Source organism: Kitasatospora sp. LaBMicrA B282 (assembly GCF_050325825.1).
In the GTDB taxonomy this organism is placed as follows: domain Bacteria; phylum Actinomycetota; class Actinomycetes; order Streptomycetales; family Streptomycetaceae; genus Kitasatospora.
In genome coordinates, this window is record NZ_JBNQTI010000016.1 from 1 (window position 1) to 24,139 (window position 24,139).

At 72.0% G+C, this 24,139-nt stretch carries 23 protein-coding genes; 17 read left to right on the plus strand and 6 right to left on the minus strand.

Annotated elements, in window-relative coordinates:
- Window positions 1-222: 222 nt before the first annotated feature.
- Window positions 223-843, plus strand: coding sequence for a response regulator (locus ACQRUO_RS07445; protein WP_428315007.1), 621 nt, complete (start codon window positions 223-225; stop codon window positions 841-843).
- A gap of 64 nt (window positions 844-907) precedes the next feature.
- Here the strand turns inward: ACQRUO_RS07445 and ACQRUO_RS07450 are convergent, their stop codons facing one another.
- Window positions 908-2,698: a vWA domain-containing protein gene (locus ACQRUO_RS07450; protein ID WP_428314948.1), complete on the minus strand. Its 1,791-nt coding sequence runs from the start codon at window positions 2,696-2,698 to the stop codon at window positions 908-910.
- A complete protein-coding gene (locus ACQRUO_RS07455; RefSeq protein WP_428314949.1) occupies window positions 2,695-3,759 on the minus strand; it encodes an ATP-binding protein in 1,065 nt (354 codons plus the stop codon). The genes ACQRUO_RS07450 and ACQRUO_RS07455 overlap by 4 nt, the downstream gene beginning before the upstream one ends.
- A 204-nt stretch (window positions 3,760-3,963) precedes the next feature.
- On the opposite strand from ACQRUO_RS07455, the gene galE reads away from it, so the two are divergent.
- From galE to ACQRUO_RS07480, 5 genes are all read left to right on the plus strand, one after another.
- Window positions 3,964-4,983 carry a UDP-glucose 4-epimerase GalE gene (gene galE / locus ACQRUO_RS07460; protein WP_428314950.1) on the plus strand — a complete coding sequence of 340 codons (1,020 nt, stop codon included), beginning with the start codon at window positions 3,964-3,966 and terminating at the stop codon, window positions 4,981-4,983.
- Between the two features lie 204 nt (window positions 4,984-5,187).
- Window positions 5,188-5,910: an SIR2 family NAD-dependent protein deacylase gene (locus ACQRUO_RS07465; protein WP_428314951.1), complete on the plus strand. Its 723-nt coding sequence runs from the start codon at window positions 5,188-5,190 to the stop codon at window positions 5,908-5,910.
- The gene (locus ACQRUO_RS07470; RefSeq protein ID WP_428314952.1) at window positions 5,907-7,112 is read left to right on the plus strand and encodes a cytochrome P450; all 1,206 of its coding nucleotides are present in this window, start codon (window positions 5,907-5,909) and stop codon (window positions 7,110-7,112) included. The genes ACQRUO_RS07465 and ACQRUO_RS07470 overlap by 4 nt, the downstream gene beginning before the upstream one ends.
- Window positions 7,109-8,110 carry an ADP-ribosylglycohydrolase family protein gene (locus tag ACQRUO_RS07475; protein ID WP_428314953.1) on the plus strand — a complete coding sequence of 334 codons (1,002 nt, stop codon included), beginning with the start codon at window positions 7,109-7,111 and terminating at the stop codon, window positions 8,108-8,110. The genes ACQRUO_RS07470 and ACQRUO_RS07475 overlap by 4 nt, the downstream gene beginning before the upstream one ends.
- A gap of 23 nt (window positions 8,111-8,133) precedes the next feature.
- Entirely contained in the window at window positions 8,134-9,111 is a 978-nt protein-coding gene (locus ACQRUO_RS07480; protein WP_428315008.1) for an ADP-ribosylglycohydrolase family protein, read from the plus strand.
- A 38-nt stretch (window positions 9,112-9,149) separates the two neighbouring features.
- Here the strand turns inward: ACQRUO_RS07480 and ACQRUO_RS07485 are convergent, their stop codons facing one another.
- The gene (locus ACQRUO_RS07485) at window positions 9,150-10,463 is read right to left on the minus strand and encodes a DUF2786 domain-containing protein (RefSeq protein WP_428315009.1); all 1,314 of its coding nucleotides are present in this window, start codon (window positions 10,461-10,463) and stop codon (window positions 9,150-9,152) included.
- A gap of 126 nt (window positions 10,464-10,589) precedes the next feature.
- On the opposite strand from ACQRUO_RS07485, the gene ACQRUO_RS07490 reads away from it, so the two are divergent.
- From ACQRUO_RS07490 to tuf, 5 genes are all read left to right on the plus strand, one after another.
- The gene (locus ACQRUO_RS07490) at window positions 10,590-11,195 is read left to right on the plus strand and encodes a DUF4190 domain-containing protein (protein ID WP_428314954.1); all 606 of its coding nucleotides are present in this window, start codon (window positions 10,590-10,592) and stop codon (window positions 11,193-11,195) included.
- Between the two features lie 391 nt (window positions 11,196-11,586).
- Window positions 11,587-11,958, plus strand: a complete 372-nt coding sequence (gene rpsL, locus ACQRUO_RS07495) for a 30S ribosomal protein S12 (protein ID WP_014144289.1) — start codon at window positions 11,587-11,589, stop codon at window positions 11,956-11,958.
- A 2-nt stretch (window positions 11,959-11,960) separates the two neighbouring features.
- Window positions 11,961-12,431, plus strand: a complete 471-nt coding sequence (rpsG, locus tag ACQRUO_RS07500; RefSeq protein WP_035848142.1) for a 30S ribosomal protein S7 — start codon at window positions 11,961-11,963, stop codon at window positions 12,429-12,431.
- Between the two features lie 39 nt (window positions 12,432-12,470).
- Window positions 12,471-14,576 (plus strand): elongation factor G, encoded by a 2,106-nt coding sequence (gene fusA / locus ACQRUO_RS07505; RefSeq protein WP_428314955.1) that lies wholly within the window; start codon window positions 12,471-12,473, stop codon window positions 14,574-14,576.
- Between the two features lie 200 nt (window positions 14,577-14,776).
- Window positions 14,777-15,970, plus strand: coding sequence for an elongation factor Tu (gene tuf, locus ACQRUO_RS07510; RefSeq protein ID WP_030457430.1), 1,194 nt, complete (start codon window positions 14,777-14,779; stop codon window positions 15,968-15,970).
- A gap of 223 nt (window positions 15,971-16,193) precedes the next feature.
- On the opposite strand, the gene ACQRUO_RS07515 is transcribed toward tuf, so the two are convergent.
- Window positions 16,194-17,792 carry a DUF2142 domain-containing protein gene (locus ACQRUO_RS07515; protein ID WP_428314956.1) on the minus strand — a complete coding sequence of 533 codons (1,599 nt, stop codon included), beginning with the start codon at window positions 17,790-17,792 and terminating at the stop codon, window positions 16,194-16,196.
- Window positions 17,793-17,868: 76 nt separating this feature from the next.
- On the opposite strand from ACQRUO_RS07515, the gene ACQRUO_RS07520 reads away from it, so the two are divergent.
- The gene (locus ACQRUO_RS07520) at window positions 17,869-18,315 is read left to right on the plus strand and encodes a GtrA family protein (RefSeq protein WP_428314957.1); all 447 of its coding nucleotides are present in this window, start codon (window positions 17,869-17,871) and stop codon (window positions 18,313-18,315) included.
- 103 nt (window positions 18,316-18,418) lie between these two features.
- On the opposite strand, the gene rfbC is transcribed toward ACQRUO_RS07520, so the two are convergent.
- Window positions 18,419-19,024, minus strand: a complete 606-nt coding sequence (gene rfbC, locus ACQRUO_RS07525; RefSeq protein ID WP_428314958.1) for a dTDP-4-dehydrorhamnose 3,5-epimerase — start codon at window positions 19,022-19,024, stop codon at window positions 18,419-18,421.
- Window positions 19,021-19,896: a glucose-1-phosphate thymidylyltransferase RfbA gene (gene rfbA / locus ACQRUO_RS07530; protein WP_428314959.1), complete on the minus strand. Its 876-nt coding sequence runs from the start codon at window positions 19,894-19,896 to the stop codon at window positions 19,021-19,023. Before rfbA ends, rfbC begins: the two co-directional genes overlap by 4 nt.
- A gap of 81 nt (window positions 19,897-19,977) precedes the next feature.
- Here rfbA and rfbB point away from each other — a divergent pair, with 81 nt between their 5' ends.
- The 5 genes from rfbB (at window position 19,978) to ACQRUO_RS07555 (ending at window position 24,126) form a co-directional block, all read left to right on the plus strand.
- Window positions 19,978-20,955: a dTDP-glucose 4,6-dehydratase gene (rfbB, locus tag ACQRUO_RS07535; RefSeq protein ID WP_428314960.1), complete on the plus strand. Its 978-nt coding sequence runs from the start codon at window positions 19,978-19,980 to the stop codon at window positions 20,953-20,955.
- On the plus strand, window positions 20,952-21,860 hold the full coding sequence (rfbD, locus tag ACQRUO_RS07540; RefSeq protein ID WP_428314961.1) for a dTDP-4-dehydrorhamnose reductase: 909 nt from the start codon (window positions 20,952-20,954) through the stop codon (window positions 21,858-21,860). Before rfbB ends, rfbD begins: the two co-directional genes overlap by 4 nt.
- A gap of 161 nt (window positions 21,861-22,021) precedes the next feature.
- Entirely contained in the window at window positions 22,022-22,420 is a 399-nt protein-coding gene (locus ACQRUO_RS07545) for a DUF2304 domain-containing protein (protein ID WP_428314962.1), read from the plus strand.
- Window positions 22,417-23,223: a glycosyltransferase family 2 protein gene (locus ACQRUO_RS07550; RefSeq protein ID WP_428314963.1), complete on the plus strand. Its 807-nt coding sequence runs from the start codon at window positions 22,417-22,419 to the stop codon at window positions 23,221-23,223. The genes ACQRUO_RS07545 and ACQRUO_RS07550 overlap by 4 nt, the downstream gene beginning before the upstream one ends.
- Before the next feature lie 12 nt (window positions 23,224-23,235).
- The gene (locus ACQRUO_RS07555; RefSeq protein ID WP_428314964.1) at window positions 23,236-24,126 is read left to right on the plus strand and encodes a glycosyltransferase family 2 protein; all 891 of its coding nucleotides are present in this window, start codon (window positions 23,236-23,238) and stop codon (window positions 24,124-24,126) included.
- The last annotated feature ends 13 nt before the right edge of the window (window positions 24,127-24,139 follow it).

A 24,139-nucleotide genomic window follows, 5' to 3' on the forward strand; every position in this document is an offset into this window, starting at 1 on the left:
GGCCTGCGGCGGGCGCGCGGCGGCCGGGCCGGGGCCGGACGGACGGGGCTTCGAGGTGACCGCCCGGCTGCCGATCGGCGCCGGGAGCCGGTGAGGCCGGCCCGGCCGGCGGTCGGGTGCGCGCGGGGCCGGGCAGCAGAACGGGACGACAGGTAGGGGAGTGGGTTCGTGATCCGTGTGGTGGTGGCCGACGACCAGGAGCTGGTGCGGGCCGGGTTCGGGATGATCCTGGACGCCCAGCCGGACATCGAGGTGGTGGCCGAGGCGGCCGACGGCGCGGCGGCGATCGAGGCGGTGGCCGAGCACCGCCCGGACGTGGTGCTGCTGGACGTCCGGATGCCGGTGCTGGACGGCCTGGGGGCCGCGCGCCGGATCTGCGCCGAGTACCCGGAGACCAAGGTGATCATGCTGACCACCTTCGACATCGACGACTACGTCTACGACGCGCTCTACGCCGGGGCCAGCGGCTTCCTGCTCAAGGACGTGCGCCGGGACGACCTGGCGCACGGGGTGCGGCTGGTCGCGGCCGGCGAGGCGCTGCTCGCGCCGTCCGTCACCAGGCGGCTGATCGGCGAGTTCGCCGCGCGCCGGCCGGCCGGTCCGAGCGCGGCGCTGCGGGCGCCGGCCAAGCTGCTGGAGCAGCTCACCGGGCGCGAGCAGGAGACCCTGCGGCTGCTCGCCCGCGGGCTGTCCAATGCCGAGATCGCCGCCGAGCTGACGGTGAGCGAACACACCGTCAAGACGCACGTCAGCAACGTGCTGAGCAAGCTCCAGCTGCGCGACCGGGTGCACGCCGTGGTCTTCGCCTACGAGGCCGGCGCGGTGGTGGCCGGCGAGGCCTGAGCGGTCCGCCCGGCGGCCAGGAAGCCCGGCGGCCAGGAAGCGCGGCGATCAGGCCGCCCGGCGGTCAGGTCACCCGGAAGACCGGGCCGCGCGCGGTGAACGGCAACGAGCCGCCGCGCGGCAGCAGGTAGGCGTGCTCGCGGCGGATGCGCAGCACGTCGCAGTCGCCGTCGGTGATCAGCAGGATCGGCGCCCCGGCCGGGAAGTCCTCGGCCCGCTCCAGCAGGTCCACGCCCGGCTGCAGCACCGTGCCGCCACGGCCGCGCACCCGTACCCGCCCGGCGATCTGCTCCGGCGGCAGGTAGCCGGCGTCGTAGGCGGCCGCGTCGCAGTAGACCACCCGGGCGGCCGGTACGTCCCGGGCCGCCGCGTAGGAGGCGATCGCCCCGAGCGCCTTGCCGAGCAGCCGGCCGTCCATCGAGCCGGAGGTGTCCAGCACCACGCCGAAGGTGCAGCGGGCCACCTCCTCGGGCGGGGTGTAGCGCCCGGCGCGCGGGATGTCGGGGGTGGCGGCCTGCCGCCGGGCGGGCCGCGCGTAGCTGCGCACCGGCACCGGCGAGGGGACGAACTCGTCGAACCAGCGGGCCAGTCGGGCGTCCCAGGGGAGCGGCGGGTGGGCCAGCGCGCGGATCTCCTCCTCCAGCCCGGCCGGCAGCAGACCGCGCTCGCGCCGGTGCAGCTCGAAGCCCTGCTGGAGACCGCGCCGGTAGAACTCGTCCAGGTCCACCGAGTCGCGCACCCGACCGATCGGTTCGCCCAGCACGTCGGGGCGACCCTTGCCGGCCAGCGTGGCCAGCCGGCGGATCCGGCGCTGGTCCCGGACGATCCGGTCGTACACCTCCTCGGTCGACAGGCCGGCCAACGCCGGGTCGTACAGCAGCCCTTCGGGCATCGCCCCGACGTCCATCGCGACCAGCCAGCCGTTGATCACGAAGTCGGCGGCGACGTTGAACAGGTACGGATCGCGGCCCCCGCAGCGGTCGCCGTGCCGCAGCGCGGCGTGCAGCATCTCGTGGGCCAGGATGAAGCGCCACTCCTCGTCGCTGAACCGCAGCAGCGGGTTGAGGTAGATCTCCCCGGCCGCCGCGTCCACCGCCGCGATCGCGATGCCGTGCGCCCGGGCCAGCTCGGCGTCGGCCACCAGGGTCAGCCCGGCCGCGATGCCGCCGAGCAGCGGGTAGCTGGAGACGAACCAGTTGAGCGCGCGGTCCCACGGCCGCTGCGGCAGCCGCGGGCCGGTCAGCACCTCGCGGCGGCCGCCGGCCAGGTCCATCGCGGCCGACATGGTGCGGGTCAGCGCGGCGGCGAAGGCCACCGTCCAGTCCTCGGGGGTCTTCTGGTACTTGCCGCAGCGGTGCAGGTCCGACTCCCAGCCGGCGGTGCCGGCCACCTCGGGCAGGCCGTCGCGGCGCCAGCGGGCGGCCAACTCCTCCTCGTCCCCGCCGACGTGGGTCGGCGGCAGCTCGAACGGGCTGCGGCCGACCGGGAAGGTGGCCAGGAAGCGGTTCACCACGTGGCAGCGGGCGGCGCGCCGGTACGGGTCGGGCTCCTCGCGCGGGCCGTCCAGGTGGCCCAGGCCCAGGTGCAGCAGGCCGTGCGCGAGCACCCAGGCCCAGGCCTCCGGCTCGGCGCGGCGCTGCCCGTCCACGTGCAGCACGCCGTTGGAGTCCACCAGCGCCCAGCCGCCCGGCGGCACGCAGCCGGGCTCCCGGCAGAGCGTCACGTCCAGCGCGGCGAGCGCGGTGTTGCGGCGCAGCAGCGCCAGGCCCTCGGCGAGCGCCGCGGCCGCCGGATCGACGCCCGCGGCGGCGCCGCCCGGCTGGCCGGCCGCACCCCGGCGGGCCGCCCGGCTCACCGCCGGGCCTCGACCAGCCGGGGCATGTCCCGGGCCGCCTCGACCAGGAACCAGGAGGGCAGCACCGGGTTGCCGTCCGCACCGTCCGCGATCACCGTCTGGGCCACCTCCACCGAGATCTCGGCCAGCTGCACCAGCAGCGACTTGGCCCGGTAGGCGGTCTGCCGCAGGTGGTCCGAGGCGTGCTCCTTGCGGGCCGGCAACTCCTTGACCAGCCGGCCGCGGAAGGCGTCGGCCAGGTAGTAGAGCAGGTCGCGGTCCTCCACCCGGTGCGGCCAGCGGGCGTCGCCCTTGAGGATCGCGTCCAGGCCGTAGGAGTGGCGCACGATCTTGGCGTACCCGCCGAAGGCCACCGCGTGCTGCGGGGTCAGCAGGCCGTTCGCCACCACCTTGAGGTTCTGCTCGGACACGTCCGGCCCGAAGGAGTGCAGCGCGTCGGAGAGCATGTGCCAGGAGCGCGGGGTGGAGAACGGCTCCTCGGACTTGGGCGGGGTGGACCAGAGGTGGTCCGGCCGGTCGGTCAGGTAGTCCACCACCCAGGGGTGGATGCCGCTGCCGTGCGCCCAGGCCAGCCAGTCGGTGGCGCTGGCCCGCAGGTGCAGGTGGACCAGCCGGTTGACCAGCGCCGAGGCCATCGGCCGGGCCAGCGCGCCGTCGGTGGACCGGTTGCCGGCGCCGATCACGATGCTGCCGGCCGGCAGCTCGTAGGAGCCGATCCGGCGGTCCAGGATCAGCGAGTAGAAGGCCTTCTGCACGTCCGGGGTGGCCGCGTTGAGCTCGTCCAGGAAGAGGCAGTACGGCTGGTCGCGGGCGATCGCCTCCGGCGGGCAGAACCGCGACCGGCCCTCGGCGGTGATCTGCGGGACCCCGACCAGGTCCTCCGGCGCCAGCTGGGTGCCGAGCAGGCTCACGCACTCCAGGCCCAGCGAGTCGGCGAACTCCCGCACCAGCGAGGACTTGCCGATCCCGGGTGCGCCCCAGAGGAAGACCGGCCGGACGGTGGCCAGCTGGAGCAGCAACTCCGGTACCTGGGACGGCGATACGGTGACGGCACCCTGCACGGGGATCCTCTGCGGTTCGGGGTCGGGAACCCGACCAGTGTCCGGGCCCGGGCCCGGTGGCGCACCCGGTTTTCGCCCGGCGCAGCGGCGCCGCGGGCGGCCGCCCGGGTCTTGCCGGGCCCTGCCGGGGCTCGGCCTGGCCCCGCCCCGGCCCCGCTTCCGGCGGCCGCCGTCCGGGCGACATCCGGTTGGTAGGGTGCGGGCATGCGAATTCTCGTCACCGGCGGGAGCGGCTTCATCGGCTCCCACACCACGCTCCAGCTCATCGCGGCCGGCCACGAGGTCGTGATCGCGGACAACTTCAGCCGGAGCAAGCCGTCCGTGCTCGGCCGCCTGGAGGCGCTGGCCGGTGTGCCGATCAAGCACCACGTGATCGACCTCACCGACCGGGAGGCGACCGACCGGCTCTTCGCCCAGGGCGCGTTCGACGCGGTGATCCACTTCGCCGGGCTGAAGGCCGTCGGGGAGTCGGTGGCGCAGCCGCTGGAGTACTACGCCAACAACCTGGGCTCGACCCTGTCCGTGCTGGCCGCGATGCGCGCGCACGGTGTCCGGAAGCTGGTCTTCTCCTCCTCCGCCACCGTCTACGGCGAGGACGCGCCGGCGCCGATGCGCGAGCCGTTCCCGACCTCGGCGACCAACCCGTACGGCTGGACCAAGGTCATGCAGGAGCAGATGCTGCGCGACCTCGGGGTGGCCGACCCGGAGATGCGGATCGCGCTGCTGCGCTACTTCAACCCGGTCGGCGCCCACGCGTCCGGGACGATCGGCGAGGACCCGCACGGCGTGCCGAACAACCTGCTGCCGCTGGTCGCCCAGGTCGCCGTCGGCCGGCGCGAGCACCTGCAGGTCTTCGGCAACGACTACCCCACGCCCGACGGCACCGCCCGCCGCGACTACCTGCACGTCGAGGACCTGGCCGCCGGCCACGTCGCCGCGCTGGACCGGCTGGGCGAGACCACCGAACCGGTCTCCACCTGGAACCTGGGCACCGGGACGCCGACCTCGGTGCGGGAGATGGTGGCGGCGTTCGCCGCAGCCAGCGGCCGGGAGATCCCGACCGTCGACGCCCCGCGCCGCCCCGGCGACATCGCGGACTCCTACGCGGACCCGGCCAAGGCCCAGGCCGAGCTGGGCTGGGTGGCCTCCCGCACCATCCACGACATGTGCGCCGACACCTGGCGCTGGCAGTCGCAGAACCCGCAGGGCTTCCCGGAGGCCTGACCGCCGGCTGCGCCGGACTGCCGTGACGGGGCTCCCGCCGACCTCCTCGCCCGACGCGAGGCGGTCCGGCGGGGGCTCCGTTCCGCTGTCGCGCCAGGGCCAGGCCGTCGCACCCGGTACCAGGCCGTCGCACCGGGCAGCAGGCTGTCGTACCGGGCACAAAACGGAGTGCGGCCCCCGCGGGCGGGCGCCTACTGTCACCGTATGACCCGCACCCTCGTCGCCGCCCTGACCGGGGCCGGCATCTCCACCGACTCCGGCATCCCCGACTACCGCGGCCCGCGGGGCCTGTGGCAGCGCGACCCCGAGGCCCAGCGACTGGTCACCATCGGCCCGTACCTGGACGACCCCGAGGTGCGCCGGCGGTCCTGGCGGATGCGGCTGGAGACCGGCGCGCTGGACGCGCAGCCGAACGCCGGGCACCGGGCGCTGGTCGACCTGGCCGCCAGGCTGCCGGTCCGGGTGCTCACCCAGAACGTCGACGGCCTGCACCAGAAGGCCGGCCTGCCCGACCGCAAGGTGCTCGAACTGCACGGCACCGTGCACCGCACCCAGTGCGTGGGCTGCAAGCGCTACGGGGAGATGACCGAGGCGCTGGCCCGGGTGGCGGCCGGCGAGCCGGACCCGGCCTGCCCGCACTGCGGCGGCATCCTCAAGCCGGCCACCGTGATGTTCGGCGAGCACCTGGACCCTCAGGTGCTGCTGAAGGCCGACGCGATCGCCAAGGCCTGCGACGTGTTCCTGGCCATCGGCAGCTCGCTGCAGGTCCACCCGGCCGCCGCGCTGCCGCAGATCGCGCTGGAGCACGGCGCCCGGCTGATCGTGGTCAACGCCGAGCCGACGCCGTTCGACGAGCACGCGGCCGAGGTGGTCCGGGAACCCATCTCGACGGCGCTACCGGAGGTGCTCGCTAGGCTGACCGGGTGAGGCACTTCGATCCATGGTCGGCGGAGTTCGTCGCGTACCCCTACGAGGCGTACGCCGAGCTCCGCCGCACCGCGCCGGTGGTCCACCACGAGCCGACCGGACAGTGGTTGATCTCCCGTCACCGGGACGTCAGCGCGTTGCTCCGGGACCGCCGGCTCGGCCGCAGCTACACCCACCGGTTCAGCCACGAGGAGTTCGGGCAGCAGCCGCCCGACCCGGCCCACGAGCCCTTCCACACGCTGAACGACAACGGCCTGCTCGACCTGGAGGCCCCTGACCACACCCGGATCCGCCGGCTGGTCGCCAAGGCCTTCACCCCGCGCACCGTCGAGCGGCTGCGCCCGACGGTGGCCGCGCTGGCCGACGAACTCGTCGGCGAGCTGCTCGCGGCCGGCGGCGGCGACCTGATCGCCGCGGTGGCCGAGCCGCTGCCGGTCGCGGTGATCGCCGAACTGCTCGGGGTGCCGGCCGGCGACCGCGGGCTGCTGCGGCCCTGGTCGGCGGCGATCACCGGGATGTTCGAGCTCGACCCGACCCCGGCGGCCGCGCGGGCGGCGGTGGCCGCCAGCACCGAGTTCTCCGACTACCTGCGGGCGCTGATCCGGCTGCGCCGCACCGACCCCGGCGCCGACCTGCTCTCCGCGCTGATCGCGGCCCAGGAGGACGGCGACCGGCTGACCGAGCAGGAACTGGTCTCCACCTGCGTGCTGCTGCTCAACGCCGGCCACGAGGCGACCGTGAACACCACCGGCAACGGCTGGTGGGCGCTGTTCCGCAACCCCGACCAGCTGGCCCTGCTGCGCTCCGACGTCGAGCGCCACCTCCCCACCGCCATCGAGGAGTTGCTGCGCTTCGACACCCCGTTGCAGCTCTTCACCCGCTGGGTGCTGGACGACGTCGAGGTGGCCGGGGTGCCGATCCCGCGGGGCAGCCGGGTGGCGCTGCTGTTCGGCTCGGCCAACCGCGACGAGGCCCGCTTCGCCGACCCCGACCGGCTCGACCTCACCCGCACGGACAACCCCCACCTCAGCTTCGGGGCCGGCATCCACTTCTGCCTCGGCGCCCCGCTGGCCCGGCTGGAACTCACCGAGTCGTTCGGCGCCCTGCTGCGCCGGGCGCCCGACCTGAGCCTCGCCGCCGAACCCACCTGGCAGCCCGGATACGTGATCCGCGGCCTGAACGAATTGCTGGTGACTCCATGACCCGCGCCACCGGAGCGCTCCTCGGCCTGGCGCTCGGCGACGCCCTGGGCTACCCGACCGAGTTCGACAACATCCCCAGCCTCGACCGCACGCACGGCGGCTGGCGCACGCTGCCGCTGGCCGAGCCGGCCCGGATCAGCGACGACACCCAGATGACGCTCGCCGTCGCTCGCGCGCTCTGGCGCACCGAGGCGCAGTTCGGGCCGGAGCCGTTCGCCCAGCAGCTGCGCGCGGAGTACGTCGGCTGGCTCAACCACCCCGAGAACAACCGCGCCCCCGGCATGACCTGCCTGCGCGCCTGCCGCGAGCTGGAGGCCCACCCGGAGCAGCCCTGGCAGCAGGCCAGCCAGCTCGGCTCCAAGGGCTGCGGCGCCAACATGCGGGTCGCCCCGCTCGGCCTGCTCCGCTCGCTCACCATCGACCAGCTGGACGGTGCCGCCCAGCTGCAGGCCGCGCTCACCCACGGCCACCCGACCGGCCTGGCCGCCAGCGTGCTCACCGCCCTCACGGTCCGGCTGCTGGCCGAGGGCACCGCACCGGCGCGGCTGCCCGACCAGCTGCGCGGCTACGCCCTGGCCAGCCGCACCCGCTACCGCGCCGACTGGCTCGGCGACCTGGCCGACCGGGCCCGGGCGCGCTCCGGCGAGGCGTTCATCGCCGAGGGCTGGGACGAGTGCCTGGGGATGCTGGACCGGCTGGCCGCGGCCCTGGCCGCGCCCGACCGGGAGGCCGACCCGTGCCTGGCCACCGGCGAGGGGTGGATCGCCGAGGAGGCCTTCGCCACCGGGCTGCTCTGCTTCCTGCTCTTCCCCGACGACCCGGTGGCCGCGATCCGCCGGGCCGCCTACTCCGGCGGCGACTCCGACTCGATCGCCTGCCTGACCGGTGCCTTCGCCGGCGCCTTCCACGGCGCGGCCGCCTGGCCCGCCGACTGGGTCGAACGGATCGAGCACCGCGACGAACTCCGCGGCTTCGGCGCGCACTGGGACCAGGCGTGACCCCCCGCCGCGCCACCGGGGCGATGCTCGGCCTCGCGCTGGGCGACGCGCTCGGCTTCCCGACCGAGTTCCAGAAGATCCCGTACCTCGAACGCAGTTACGGCGACTGGCGCGAGCTCCCGCTGCGCAAGGTGGCGATCGTCACCGACGACACCCAGATGACCCTGGCGCTCGCCCGGGCGCTGCGCACCGCGCTGGCCCGCGGGCCGCTCGACCCGCTGCGGCTGGCGGACCCACTGCGCGAGGAGTACGTCGACTGGTGGCGCTCGCCGGAGAACAACCGGGCGCCCGGCCGCACCTGCCTGGTCGCCTGCGAACTGCTCAGTCGGCCCGAGCGGCTCTGGCAGGACGCCAGTCAGCTCGGGTCCAAGGGCTGCGGCGCCAACATGCGGGTGGCGCCGCTCGGCCTGGTCCGCGGGCTGACCGAGCAGCAGCTCACCGGCGCCGCCCAGCTGCAGGCCGCGCTGACCCACGGTCACCCGACCGCGCTGGCGGCCAGCGAGCTCACCGCCTGGACCGTGCGGCTGCTCACCGAGGGCGTGCGCCCGGCCGAGCTGCCGGCGCTGCTGCGCGCCCACGCGCTGGCCAACCGCACCCGCTACCGCGCGGACTGGCTCGGCGACCTGGCCGACCGGGCCCACGACCACTCGGTGGAGGAGTTCGCCGCCCGCGGCTGGGACGAGTGCCTGGGCGTGCTGGACCGGCTGGACGCCGCGCTGGCCGCGCCCGACCGGGAGGCCGACCCCTGCCTGGCCACGGGGGAGGGGTGGATCGCCGAGGAGGCGTTCGCCACCGGGCTGCTCTGCTTCCTGCTCTTCCCGGACGACCCGGTGCTGGCGATCCGTCGGGCCGCCTTCTCCGGCGGCGACTCCGACTCGATCGCCTGCCTGGCCGGCGCCTTCGCCGGCGCCCACCACGGCGCCGACGCCTGGCCGGCCGACTGGGCCGCGCGGATCGAGTACCGCGAGGAGCTGCTGGCCTTCGGGGCGCTCTGGGACTGAGGCGATGCCGGGGCCGGCGCGCACCGGCCCCGGCCGGCTCAGTGCCGGCCGCGCCCCTTCTCGACCCGCTGCCGCCCGTGCAGCGCGGCCCGGTCGGCGGCGGCCCGGCCGGCCGCCCAGCCCTCGCCGTCGCTGACCCGCACCCGCTGTGCGGTCAGCTTGGGGAACATCCGCTCGGTCGCCGAGGTCACCGCCTGCTCGCGGGCCGCCAGTGCCGGCAGCAGCCGCTCGTCGGGCACCAGTTGCTCGGCGGTGCCGTCGGGGCGCAGGTGCCGCCCGGCCGCCGCCTCCCGGGTGGTCCGCTCGGTCGCCTCGGTCAGCCGCTCGCGGATCCGGTTGGCGTAGGAGACCAGGAACGAGTGCCGGAACGCCCGGGTCCGCGAGGCCCCCTGCGCGGCCCGGCCGCCCCCGCCGCGCTGCCCCGCCGGCCGGTCGTGCTGCATCGCCGCGGTCGCCTGGACCAGCAGCGAGGTGTAGAGCAGGTCGACCGCGTCCAGGTCGGACTCGAAGCCGACCACCGTGCAGAAGCCGAACTCCTTCGACCAGACCACCCGGCAGCGGTTCGCCGCCGCGACCGCGTCCAGCAGCATCGCCTTCGGGCCCTCGTACGGGCTGTCCACCCCGATCCGCACCGCGTCCGGGCGGCTGTCCCCGCCGCTGCCGCCGGCCAGCAGCGCCTCGTCGATGCTGTGCTGCGCCATCAACTGCTGCGCCTTGCCGGTCAGCGCCTCGGCCTCCTGCGGGTACTCGGTGGACTCCGCCTTGGCCAGCAGCGCCCGGATCCGGGCCAGCATCCGCGGCTCGCCGGGCACCGGGACGGCGGCCCGGTGTTCGACCGGGCGGGTGCCCGGGGCCGGGCCGACCGGGGTGATCGGGGGCAGCCGGCCGAGCAGCCGCAGCAGCTCCAGCGCCGCGGTGGCCAGCGCGAACCGGTCCAGCCGGTGGCGCTCGGCGAAGCCGGGCAGGAACTGCTCGTCACCCGGCCACCAGACCTCGGCGGCCAGCTCGCGCAGCTGCTCCAGCCAGCGCCGGTCGAGCACCGCGGGGGAGTACCGGCGGGCCTCGGCGGCCACCAGGTCGACCAGCAGCGCCAGGTGCACCGCGGCCAGGTCGCGCCGGACCAGCCGGGCCAGGTCGGCCGGGCGCCAGCCGCGGGCCCACAGGCCGCCCAGCGCCCGGTCGGTGCTGACCAGCAGCGCCCGGCTCAGCTCGGGCCAGCGCTGCGCGGAGGCGGCCAGCACCGAGGCCCCGCCGTCCACCGCCTGCTCGACCCGGGCGTCGGGGGCGCCCAGCACCTCGTTCAGCGCCCGTTCCAGCAGCAACTCGACCGGTTCCTCGGAGGTCGCCCGCATTTCGTCCACCGGGCCATGATGCCGGAGGCCGGTCAGGCGTCATGATGGTGGAACCCGGCGGGCGCACCAGTCGTCCTCAGGGTGGCGGGGTAGAGCGTCGGGGAGCACGCGCGGGAGGAGAGCCGGATGGGTGACGTGCAGCCGTGGCCGTCGGCAGGGGGATTTCCCGGGCGGGGGCCGGGTGGGGGCTGGGCGCCGGCGGGCACGCCGGGGTCGTCCGCCCCGGGCTACGCGTCGATGCGGGCGGCCCACACCGACCGCGACCGCACCATCGACGTACTGAAGGCCGCCTTCGCCGAGGGCCGGCTCTCCGCCGAGGAGTACTCCCAGCGCTTCGACCTGGCCAACAAGGCGCAGACTTACGGCCAGCTGGCCCACCTGGTGGGTGACCTGCCCAGCGGCCCGATGCCGGGGCCGACCCTCGCCCCGCCGAGCGTCCCGATGGGCCCGCCGGTGCCGGCCACCTTCCTGCCGCCGCCGATGGCCCGCCCGGCCCCGAACAACGGCGCGGCGATCGCCTCCCTGGTCTTCGGACTGCTCAGCTTCCCCACCGTCGGCGTCGCCAGCGTGCCGGCCATCATCGCCGGTCACACCGCCCGCAGCCAGATCCGCCGCACCCAGGAGAGCGGGGACGGGATGGCCACCTTCGGGCTGGTCGTCGGGTACCTGTGGCTGGCGTTCTGGACGATGATGATCTTCTTCGGGGCGGTGTCGGTCCTCCACCACGGCTGAGTCGGGGCGGGTGTCCCGGCGGGCGGCCGGCGCCGGGTTGTGGTATGGCGTGTCGGGCCGGCGGCCGGCGCCCGGTCGGCGTGGCGCGCTCGCCCCTTTGGCGGCGCGACCTGCGGGTCTCCATTTGTTTTGACCGCGCCCGATGCGCTAGGTACGCTCTGACCTTGTGCCTGGGGTGTCCCCGGGTCCTTGTGCGTGCCAGCAGACCGGCCGCCGCGCCACTCGTGTGCGAGCGCCGTCGCTGCACAGGAGCACCATGGATTCCGCGATCTTCCTCAACTCGCCGCGCGAGACTGAAGAAGCCCAACACACCCGACCGCGTGGGTCGGCGTGAGCTGGGATGCCGCAGGTTAGTTTCACCCAGCCTTGGCACACAGAAAACGGAGAAACGGTGCCTACGATCCAGCAGCTGGTCCGAAAGGGCCGGCAGGACAAGGTCGAGAAGAACAAGACGCCCGCGCTGAAGGGTTCCCCGCAGCGTCGTGGCGTCTGCACGCGTGTGTACACGACCACCCCGAAGAAGCCGAACTCGGCGCTTCGTAAGGTCGCCCGTGTGCGCCTCACCAGCGGGATCGAGGTCACCGCTTACATCCCCGGCGAGGGCCACAACCTGCAGGAGCACTCGATCGTGCTCGTGCGCGGCGGTCGTGTGAAGGACCTTCCTGGTGTCCGCTACAAGATCATCCGCGGTTCGCTCGACACCCAGGGTGTCAAGAACCGCAAGCAGGCTCGCAGCCGCTACGGCGCCAAGAAGGAGAAGTAAGAATGCCTCGTAAGGGCCCCGCCCCGAAGCGCCCGGTCATCATCGACCCGGTTTACGGCTCCCCGCTGGTGACCTCGCTGGTCAACAAGATCCTGCTGCACGGCAAGCGCTCCACCGCCGAGCGGATCGTCTACGGCGCCCTCGAGGGCGTCCGCGAGAAGACCGGTTCGGACCCCGTCGTGACGCTGAAGCGCGCGCTGGAGAACGTCAAGCCGGCCCTCGAGGTCAAGTCCCGCCGCGTCGGTGGCGCCACCTACCAGGTGCCGGTCGAGGTCCGTCCGGGCCGTGCCAGCACCCTGGCGCTGCGCTGGATGGTCGGCTACTCCCGCGCCCGTCGCGAGAAGACCATGACCGAGCGTCTGATGAACGAGATCCTCGACGCCAGCAACGGCCTGGGCGCTTCCGTGAAGCGTCGCGAGGACACCCACAAGATGGCCGAGTCCAACAAGGCCTTCGCGCACTACCGCTGGTAGTCCGTACCCCGTCACTAGACAGAGAGAGAACGAGCCACCATGGCTGCAACCTCCCTTGACCTCGCCAAGGTCCGCAACATCGGGATCATGGCGCACATCGACGCGGGCAAGACCACCACCACCGAGCGGATCCTGTTCTACACCGGTGTCTCGTACAAGATCGGTGAGGTCCACGATGGCGCTGCCACCATGGACTGGATGGAGCAGGAGCAGGAGCGCGGCATCACGATCACGTCGGCCGCGACGACCTGCCACTGGACCCTCGACAACGCCGACCACACCATCAACATCATCGACACCCCGGGTCACGTCGACTTCACCGTCGAGGTGGAGCGTTCGCTGCGCGTGCTCGACGGTGGCGTGACGGTGTTCGACGGCGTCGCCGGTGTGGAGCCCCAGTCCGAGACCGTGTGGCGGCAGGCTGACCGCTACGGCGTCCCGCGCATCTGCTTCATCAACAAGCTGGACCGCACGGGCGCCGACTTCTACTTCTGCGTGCAGACCATCGTGGACCGCCTCGGCGCCACCCCGCTGGTCATGCAGCTGCCGATCGGCGCCGAGGGCGACTTCGCCGGTGTCGTCGACCTGGTGAAGATGAAGGCCCTGGTCTGGTCCGCCGACGCGCCCAAGGGCGAGATGTACGACACCGTCGACATCCCGGCCGACCTGGCGGAGAAGGCTGCCGAGTACCGCGAGCAGCTGCTCGACACCGTGTCGAACGTCAGCGACGAGGTGATGGAGCTCGCCCTCGAGGGCGAGGACATCCCCGAGGAGCTGCTGGTCGCCGCGATCCGCAAGGGCACGCTGAACTCGGACTTCACGCCGATCTTCTGCGGCTCCGCGTTCAAGAACAAGGGCGTCCAGCCCCTGCTCGACGCGGTCGTGAAGTACCTGCCGTCGCCGCTCGACATCACGGGCATCGAGGGCACCAAGCCGAACGACCCCGAGACCAAGATCATCCGCAAGGCCTCGGACGACGAGCCGCTCGCCGCGCTCGCGTTCAAGATCATGTCGGACCCGCACCTCGGCAAGCTCACCTTCGTCCGGGTCTACTCGGGCCGCCTGGAGTCCGGCACCTCGGTGCTGAACTCGGTCAAGGGCAAGAAGGAGCGCATCGGCAAGATCTACCGCATGCACGCGAACAAGCGTGAGGAGATCGACTCGGTGGGCGCCGGCGACATCATCGCCGTGATGGGCCTCAAGCAGACCACCACCGGTGAGACGCTGAGCGACGAGAAGAACCCGGTCATCCTGGAGTCCATGGACTTCCCGGCCCCGGTCATCCGCGTCGCCATCGAGCCCAAGTCCAAGGGCGACCAGGAGAAGCTGGGTGTCGCCATCCAGCGCCTCGCGGAGGAGGACCCCTCCTTCCAGGTCAACACGGACGAGGAGACCGGCCAGACGATCATCGCGGGCATGGGCGAGCTGCACCTCGAGGTGCTGGTCGACCGCATGCGCCGTGAGTTCAAGGTCGAGGCCAACGTCGGCAAGCCGCAGGTGGCGTACCGCGAGACGATCCGCAAGGCCGTCGAGCGGATCGACTACACCCACAAGAAGCAGACCGGTGGCTCCGGCCAGTTCGCGAAGATCCAGATCGCGATCGAGCCGATCGAGTCCGGCGAGGGCTACGAGTTCGTCAACAAGGTCACCGGTGGCCGCGTGCCGAAGGAGTACATCCCCTCGGTCGACGCCGGTTGCCAGGAGGCCATGGAGTTCGGTGTCCTCGCCGGCTACCCGCTCCAGGGTGTCCGCGTGACGCTGCTCGACGGTGCCTCGCACGACGTCGACTCCTCCGAGCTCGCGTTCAAGATCGCCGGCTCGATGGCCTTCAAGGAAGGCGCCCGCAAGGCCGGTCCGGCCCTGCTGGAGCCGATGATGGCCGTCGAGGTCACCACGCCCGAGGACTACATGGGCGAGGTCATCGGCGACATCAACTCTCGTCGTGGCCAGATCCGGTCCATGGACGAGCGTCACGGTGCCCGCGTGGTCAACGCGCTGGTGCCGCTCTCCGAGATGTTCGGCTACGTCGGTGACCTGCGCAGCAAGACCTCTGGTCGCGCGAGCTACTCGATGCAGTTCGACTCGTACGCCGAGGTTCCGCGGAACGTGGCGGACGACATCATCGCCAAGTCCAAGGGTGAGTGACGTCCCGCAATAGGGACGAACCACAGCCTTTAGGCTTAATTGGAGGCAAGCCCGGCGGGGTCGCACCCCGGCCCCGCCGGCGCCTCCAGCCCCCAATCCGCGGGACTGGCATGGAGTGCAAACCAGCACTCCGTACCACAACCCGATCAAAGACCAACTGACGTCGTACGGCGTACAGAACTGTCCTCAGGAGGACTGAAGTGGCGAAGGCGAAGTTCGAGCGGACGAAGCCCCACGTCAACATCGGCACCATCGGTCACATCGACCACGGTAAGACGACCCTTACCGCGGCCATCACCAAGGTGCTGCACGACGCGTACCCGGACATCAACCCCTTCACGCCGTTCGACCAGATCGACAAGGCGCCGGAGGAGCGGCAGCGCGGTATCACCATCTCCATCGCGCACGTCGAGTACCAGACCGAGGCGCGTCACTACGCCCACGTCGACTGCCCCGGTCACGCGGACTACATCAAGAACATGATCACCGGTGCGGCCCAGATGGACGGTGCGATCCTCGTCGTCGCCGCCACCGACGGCCCGATGCCGCAGACCAAGGAGCACGTCCTCCTGGCCCGCCAGGTCGGCGTCCCCTACATCGTCGTCGCCCTGAACAAGGCCGACATGGTGGACGACGAGGAGATCCTGGAGCTCGTCGAGCTCGAGGTCCGCGAGCTGCTCTCCGAGTACGAGTTCCCGGGCGACGACCTGCCGGTCGTCCGCGTCTCCGCGCTGAAGGCGCTGGAGGGCGACAAGGAGTGGGGCGAGAAGCTCCTCGGCCTGATGCACGCGGTCGACGAGGCCATCCCGACCCCGGCCCGCCTCACCGACCAGCCGTTCCTGATGCCCATCGAGGACGTCTTCACGATCACCGGTCGTGGCACCGTCGTCACCGGTCGTATCGAGCGCGGTATCCTCAAGGTCAACGAGACCGTCGACATCATCGGCATCAAGACCACCAAGACCACCACCACGGTCACCGGTATCGAGATGTTCCGCAAGCTGCTCGACGAGGGCCAGGCCGGTGAGAACGTCGGTCTGCTGCTCCGTGGCATCAAGCGCGAGGACGTCGAGCGCGGCCAGGTCATCATCAAGCCGGGTTCGGTCACGCCGCACACCGACTTCGAGGCCCAGGCCTACATCCTGTCGAAGGACGAGGGTGGTCGCCACACCCCGTTCTTCAACAACTACCGCCCGCAGTTCTACTTCCGCACCACGGACGTGACCGGCGTCGTGACCCTCCCCGAGGGCACCGAGATGGTCATGCCGGGCGACAACACCGCCATGACGGTCGCGCTGATCCAGCCGGTCGCCATGGAGGAGGGCCTGAAGTTCGCCATCCGTGAGGGTGGCCGCACCGTCGGCGCCGGCCAGGTCACCAAGATCGTCAAGTAATTGACGGCTTAGGGCCTGCCTGCACCACAGGCAAACCCGAAAGGTCCCGCAGTGCTTCGGCACTGCGGGACCTTTCGCGTTGTGCGGTAGGCCTTCGCCCGGTGCTACGGGTTGTGAGTGAGGGCTGTCGACCGGGGGGATCTGGTGCTACGCGCACACGACCCCAAAAGCGCCGACGTCCCCGGCCGGAGGGCTCCGGCCGGGGACGTCGGGTCGTGCTCGGTCAGGCGAGGCTCGGCTGGGGGTGGGCGGTTGCCGGCTCCGCACCGTCCGGCACGGGCGTCGAGCCCGGCCGGGTGGCGGACCGGACCCAGAACGCGAGCGCGCAGGTGCCGAGGACGGCCGCGCCCAGTGCCGTGGCGGAACCGACCATCGGGTGCCAGCTGCCGTGCAGCGGGTTCAGCGGCAGCCGGTCGGGGGCGTAGGTGAGGCCCGACTGCCAGCGGACCATGGTGAGGTCGAGGAAGACCAGCTGCAGCGGCAGCACCACCACGGCGACCCATCGGGTCAGCTTGTCCCCGTGGGCCGGCTGCAGGACACCGCGGTGCCCGAGCAGCCAGGCGGCGAGGATCGGCAGCCCCACCATCAGCGGCAGGATGTAGCGCCCCTGGGAGACGAAGCCGTAGGAGTTGACGTCGAGCGCGTCCGGCACGATGGCCACGGCCAGTGCCGCCGCCGGGATCAGGGTCAGCCGCCGGCGGTCCGCCCACGTCCCCAGGGCGAACGCCGGGAGCAGCACCGCGCCGAGCGTGATGTCCCAGACGGTGTAGGTCCAACCGGGCATCGGAGTGTCGAGCCAGGACGGCACGCCGACCATCTCGTCGAAGTACCCGGAGGTGCGCGTCACCACCTCGTACCGCAACGCCTGCAGCGTGGTCAGGTGGGTGCTGTGGGTGACCGAGCCGAGCTCGGAGGCCCGCATGACCACCGTCCACGCCGCGCCGAGCGCGCAGGCCGCGAGGAGCGCGGCGATGGTCCAGCGGATCGGGCGCGACCGGGCGAGCGCGGCCAGTCGGGTCCGCGCGATCGGCACCAGGAGGATCCCGAAGATCGCGACCAGCCAGAACGGGCCCAGCACCCGCAGGGTGCCCAACGTGGCTCCCGCGACGGCGACCTGGACGACGGCGCCGCGGCGGACGGACGTGTCCGTGCCCAGCACCAGGGGGACGAGTGCGCTGAAGAGGGCGACGGCGGCGGATATCTCCAGCCCGTTGGGATTGATCGACCCGGCGAGGTGCACGCTGATCGGCGTGACGGCGATCAGCACGCCGGCGGCCATCACCCGGTGCCTGCTCCAACGCACCGCGGCGTTGGCCGCCGCGGCCAGGAAGCCGGCGGTCAGCGCGGCCGAGACCAGACGGCCGATCAGGACGCCCTTCATGGTCGGCCACAGCGCGATCGGCCAACCCACCACGAGGTAGTACACCGGGTTGTAGCGACCGGCCCGGGTGCCGACCGAGGCCTTGGTGGTGTCGCCGCCCGGTGGCTGGGCGCACGCCGCCGACTTGTCGGTGTGGAACATCCAGCAGTTGTCCCGGACCAGGGACTTGGGCACGTGCTGGACGGCACCCGTCCCCATGTTCGCGGCGGTCGGCGCCGGAGCGATCTCCCCCTGGGCCACGCCGGCGGCGCGGATGATGTGCTCCATCTCGTCCGGACTGCCGTCGTACGGAGCTGCCAGGGCCCAACCGGCGCAGAGCAGGAAGAAGCCGACGAAGGCGATCAGCCAGGGGCGCCGGCGCAGCGGACCGGTGGACCGCGCGGGTCTGTGAGGGCGCGGGACTCTCGGGCGGGTCGGCGCGGCCTGGGTGGGGAGGTTCACGCCGAGGACGATATCAATGACGGGTAAGCTGCCAGGGCGTGCAATATGATCATCGGCCCATAGGTACAATCCGCGTGTGGATTCTGTGGACACCGCCATGAGCGAGGCGTTGGCGCCCTCGACCGTCAAGCGCGCCAAGCCTTTTGAGCTCCTCCGGCACAGCCTCTCGCGCTTCCTGGTGGCGGGTGGCCTCAGCACCGGCATCGACATCGGCCTGCTCTACTGCCTGCACGGAGTCCTCCACGTGCAGCTGTCCGTCGCGACCTTCATCGCGGTCCTGGTGTCCTTCACGGTCAACTTCACGCTGAACCGGGCCTGGTCGTTCGGCAGCGCCGCTCCGGTGGGCGGCCAGATGGTCCGGTACCTCGTGCTGGCCGGCTTCAACTGGGTCGCCACCGTGGTGCTCGTGAGCTGGTTGTCCGCGCTGGGCCTCAACTACCTGATCGCGAAGGTGCTGACGGTCGCCGTCAACTCGGCGGTGAACTACGTGCTCTACCAGCGCTGGGTGTTCAAGGAGTCCTGAGTCGGGACGTCCCCGGCCGCGACCGGGCGCTGCAACGCAAAATCGGTGGCACCGCGCCAGGAGGGCTGCGGTGCCACCGATTTCGCGTTCCGGTCCGGCGGGGTCAGTTCCCCTGGGTGCGCAGGGACTCGGTGTAGTCCCGGCACGCCTGGTAGTCGGGCAGCAGGCCGCTGGAGAGGGCCTCGGCCAGCGAGGGCGCCGCCTCGTCCCGGGCCGACAGCTGGGGGACGTCGGCCGGCCACTCGATCCCGAGGTCCGGATCGAGCGGGTGCACCCCGTGCTCGCCGGTCGGGTTGAAGGTGGCGGAGCACAGGTAGGAGAGCGTGGCGTCGTCGGTCAGCGCGCAGAAGCCGTGGCCGAGCCCTTCGGGGATGTAGACCGCGCGGCGCTCCACGTCGTCGAGCTGCACGCCCTCCCAGTGCCCGAAGGTGGGGGAGCCGACCCGCAGGTCGACGATCACGTCCAGCACCGCCCCGCGCACGCAGGTCACGTACTTGGCCTGGCCGGGCGGCACGTCGGCGAAGTGGATGCCGCGCACCACGCCGCGCGCGGAGACCGACAGGTTGGCCTGCGCCAGCTCGAGCGGATGCCCGACCACCTCGGCCAGCCGGTCGAAGCGGTACCACTCGGTGAACAGCCCGCGCGGGTCGCCGTGCAGCTGCGGCGTGACCGCGAAGGCGCCCTCGATGCCCAGCTCGGTGAACTTCACTTCGCGTCCTCCTCGTCCAGCAGGCCCAGCAGGTACTGGCCGTAACCGCTCTTGCACAGCGGCTCGGCGAGCTCGCGCAGCTGGGCGGAGTCGATCAGCCCGGCCCGCCAGGCGGCCTCCTCGATGCAGCCGATCTTGAAGCCCTGGCGCTCCTCGATCACCCGCACGAACTCCGAGGCCTGCACCATCGACACGAACGTGCCGGTGTCCAGCCAGGCGGTACCGCGATCGAGGATGGTGACGTTGAGCTCGCCCTTGCGCAGGTACGCGTCGTTGACCGCGGTGATCTCGAGCTCGCCGCGCGCACTGGGCTCGAGGCCCTTGGCGATCTCCACGACCTTGTTGTCGTAGAAGTACAGGCCCGGGACGGCGTACCGGGACTTGGGCTTGACCGGCTTCTCCTCGATCGAGATCGCCTGCCCGTGGTCGTCGAACTCGACCACGCCGTACGCCGTCGGGTCGGCCACCGGGTAGGCGAAGACCCGGCCGCCGGGCGTGTCGGTGTGCTCGGCGAGCCGGGTGCCGAGGCCGCTGCCGTGGAAGATGTTGTCACCGAGGATCAGCGCCACCGCCTGGTCGCCGATGAACTCCTCCCCGAGGACGAACGCCTGGGCGATCCCCTCGGGACGCTCCTGGACGGTGTACTGCAGCCGCAGGCCCCACTGCGAGCCGTCGCCGAGCAGTCGCTCGAACTGCTCCCGGTCGGTGGGCGTCGTGATGATCAGGATTTCGCTGATCCCCGCCATCACCAGCGTCGAGAGGGGGTAGTAGATCATCGGCTTGTCGAAGACGGGCAGTAGTTGCTTCGAGACTGCCCGTGTCAGCGGCCACAGCCGCGATCCGGTGCCGCCCGCCAGGAGGATTCCGCGCATACGAGCACCTTATGTGAAGAAGTCAACCGGCCGGACGTGCGGTCGGTGGCGTTCGAATCACGAAGGTAGACTGCGCGCACTATGCGCATCCTTGTGACCGGCGGAGCCGGCTTCATCGGTTCAGAGTTCGTCCGACAGCTGCTGGGCTCCGACGAGACGGCGCGCGTCACCGTCTTCGACAAGCTCACGTACTCGGGCGTCGAGGCCAACCTCGCTCCCGTCGCCGGTCACCGCGGGTACACCTTCGTGAAGGGTGACATCTGCGACGCCGAGGCGGTCGAGCGGGTGATGCCCGGCCACGACGTGGTCGTGCACTTCGCCGCCGAGTCGCACGTCGACCGTTCGATCGCCGGCGCCGGCCCGTTCGTGATGACGAACGTCGTCGGCACCCAGGTGCTGCTCGACGCCGCCCGCAAGCACGGCGTCGGCCGCTTCGTGCACGTCTCCACCGACGAGGTCTACGGCTCGATCAGCGAGGGCTCCTGGACCGAGGAGTGGCCGCTCTCGCCCAACTCGCCCTACTCCTCCTCCAAGGCGGCGTCCGACCTGCTGGCGCTGGCCTACCACCGCACGCACGGCATGGACGTGGTGGTCACCCGCTGCTCCAACAACTACGGGCACTACCAGTTCCCGGAGAAGGTCATCCCGCTCTTCACCACCAACCTGATCGACGGCAAGAAGGTGCCGCTGTACGGCGACGGTGGCAACATCCGCGACTGGCTGCACGTCTCCGACCACTGCCGCGGCATCGACCTGGTGATGCGCGGCGGCCGCGCCGGCGAGGTCTACAACATCGGCGGCGGCACCGAGGTGACCAACAAGGAGCTCACCGGCCTGCTGCTGGACGCCGCCGGCGCCGGCTGGGACATGGTCGAGCACGTCGAGGACCGCAAGGGCCACGACCTGCGGTACTCGCTGGACATCAGCAAGATCCGCACCGAGCTCGGCTACGAGCCCCAGGTCCGGTTCGAGGACGGCCTGGCGGCCACCATCGCCTGGTACCGCGAGAACCGCGCCTGGTGGGAGCCGCTGAAGGCGAAGGCGGCGCTGCAGAAGTGAGCGCCGACTCCTCGGGTACCACCCGCTGGCTGGTGACCGGTGCGGCCGGCATGCTCGGACGCGACGTGCTGGCCGTGCTCGCGGGCGACCCGCGGGCCGATGTCACCGCGCTCGGTCGGGCCGATCTGGACATCACCGATCCGTCGGCCGTGCTCGCCGCCGTCCGAGGCCACGACGTGGTCGTCAACTGCGCGGCCTGGACCGACGTCGACGGCGCGGAGACCGCCGAGGAGGCCGCCACCGCGGTCAACGGCACCGGGGTCCGCCACCTGGCGGCCGCCTGCGCGGGCGCCGGGGCGCGGCTGCTGCACGTCTCCACCGACTACGTCCTGCCCGGCGACGCCGTGGAGCCCTACGCCGAGGACGCGCCGACCGGTCCGGTCAACGCCTACGGCCGCTCCAAGCTGGTCGGCGAGCAGGCCGTGCTGGAGCTGCTGCCCGAGTCCGGCTACGTGGTGCGGACGGCCTGGCTCTACGGCGAGCACGGCGCGAACTTCGTCGCTACCATGCTCAAGCTGGCCGCCCAGCGGGACACCCTGGACGTGGTCGACGACCAGCACGGCCAGCCCACCTGGTCGTTCGCCCTCGCCGAGCGCCTGGTCGCGCTGGGGAAGGCCGCGCAGGCCCCGGCCGGCGTCTACCACGGCACCGCCTCGGGCCGTACTACCTGGTTCGGGCTCGCCCGAGCCGCCTACGAGTTCAGCGGTCTGGACCCGGAGCGGATCCGCCCCACCACCTCCGCGGCGTTCATCCGTCCGGCGGTGCGTCCGGCCTTCAGCGTGCTCGGCCACTCCCGGTGGTCGGCGGCCGGCCTCGCCCCCCTCGCGGACTGGCGGGCGCAACTCGCCGAGGCGCTCGAACGTCCGGCGTTCACCGGCCTGTTGGACGTGCCGCGGGCGTCCTGACGGTGCCGCGGGTCCGACGCTCCGAAAGAAGCGGTGGAACGGCCGGATGAACATCATCCGGCCTGTTGGGGCGGGACGTCCCGGAGTGAGCGGGGCCCCGTACGTACCATATGCTTTTCCCCAAAGCCGCAAGCCCCTGCGCGCGAAAGGCGCCATCCGCTGTGCAACTCTCCGTTCTGACCTCGATCACCGGCCTCCTGGTGCTCGGGTACATCCTCGAGCTGCTCCGCAGGCAGCAGCTGCGTGAGAAGTACGCCGCGATATGGCTCGTCATCGGGCTGCTCGTTGCGCCGATCGGGTTCGTCCCCGACCTCCTTGACAGTACGGCGAAGCGTCTCGGCGTGGCGTCGGGTGCCAGCCTGGTGCTCTTCGCCGGCATCGTGCTCATCCTCCTGGTCAGCCTGCACCTCAGCTGGGAGGCGAGCCGGCTCGAGGCCGAGACCAGGACGCTGGCCGAGGACGTCGCGCTGATCCGCGCGCACCTCGTCCAGCACGGCAACTTCCCCACGTCGCAGCGTCCGGAGGACTCCGGCGTCACCGAGGCACAGGTGAACTCATGAGTGACGAGCGTCGCGTTCTGATCATCCTTCCGGCCTGGAACGAGGAGGAGGGCCTGCCCTCCGTCCTGCGCGAGATCCAGGAGCAGCTGCCGTACGTCGACACCCTCGTGGTCGACGACGGCTCGTCGGACTCCACCGCCGCGGTGGCCAAGGCCGCCGGCTCGGCCGTCGCGCAGCTGCCGTTCAACCTCGGCGTCGGCGGTGCGATGCGCCTCGGCTACCGGTACGCGCAGCAGCACGGTTACGACGTGGCCATCCAGGTCGACGCCGACGGCCAGCACGACCCGGCCTACATACCGGCCCTGCTGGAGAAGCTCGCCGAGGGCGAGGCCGACCTGGTGATCGGCGCCCGGTTCGCCGGCGACGGCAACTACAAGGTGCGCGGGCCGCGCCAGTGGGCCATGAAGCTGCTCTCCGTGGTGCTCTCCCGGATCACCCGGACCAAGCTCACCGACACCACCTCGGGCTTCCGGGCGTGCAACCGGCAGCTCATCGAGTTCTTCGCCCGCTGGTACCCGGTCGAGTACCTCGGGGACACCATCGAGAGCATGGTCGGCGCGGCCCGCACCGGCTTCACCGTGCGCCAGGTGCCGGTCGCGATGCGTGCCCGCACCACCGGCCGACCGAGCGCCTCGCCGGTCAAGGCGATGATCTACCTGGCCCGCGCCGGTCTGGTCCTGCTCCTCGCGATGATCCGCCGGATGCCCAAGGAACTCAAGGAGTTCGCACCCGGTTCCCCGCTCTACGCCGAGTTCGCGGCACGTGCGCAGCAGAAGCGGCACCCCGAGCTCACCAGCGTCTAGGCGGTCGGCAAGATGTCGCGCTTCGAGATTCTCCTGCCGTACTACGGCGACGTTGCCCTGATGCAGAACGCGGTCCGCAGCGTGCTCGCCCAGGACGGCGACGACTGGCGGCTCACCGTCGTCGACGACGGCCGGGAGCCGGGCGTCCCCGAATGGTTCGAGTCGCTGGCGGACCACCGGGTCCGCTACTTCCGCAACGACCGCAACCTCGGAGTGACCGGCAACTTCAACCGGTGCGTGAAGCTCGCCGAGTACGACTACCTCGTCCTCATGGGCTGCGACGACATCATGCACCCGAACTACCTGCGGGTGATCCGGGCGGCCGCCGACCGCGAGCCCGCAGCAGCGATGATCCAGCCGGGCGTGACGGTCATCGGGAGCGATGGCCGTCCGTACGACACCCTGGCGGACCGCACCAAGCGCAAGCTGTACGCCCCCAAGGGCCCGGGGCAGGCCCTGTACGGCGGCGAGGCGCTGGCCGCCAGCCTGCTGCGCGGCAACTGGCTGTACTTCCCGTCGATCTGCTGGCGCACCGAGGCGGTCCGCCGCTTCGGCTTCCGGGACGACCTCGGGGTGATCCAGGACCTGGCGCTGGTGATCGACCTGCTGGTCGCGGGGGAGTCCCTCGCCACCACGCCGGAGGTCTGCTTCAGCTACCGCCGGCACGCCGAGAGCGAGTCCTCCGCGAAGGCCTTCACCGGCCACCGGTTCGAGGAGGCCAAGCGGTTCTTCCTGGACACGGCCGACCGCCTGGAGGCGCACGGCTGGCCGGCCGCCGCCAAGGTCTCCCGGTGGCACCTGTCGTCCCGGCTGCACGCCGTGTCGCTGCTGCCCGGCGCGATCAAGCACGCGGGTCGGCCCGGGGCCGGCGCCATGCTCCGCCACGCCACCCGCACTCGTTGAGAGTGCAATCGTC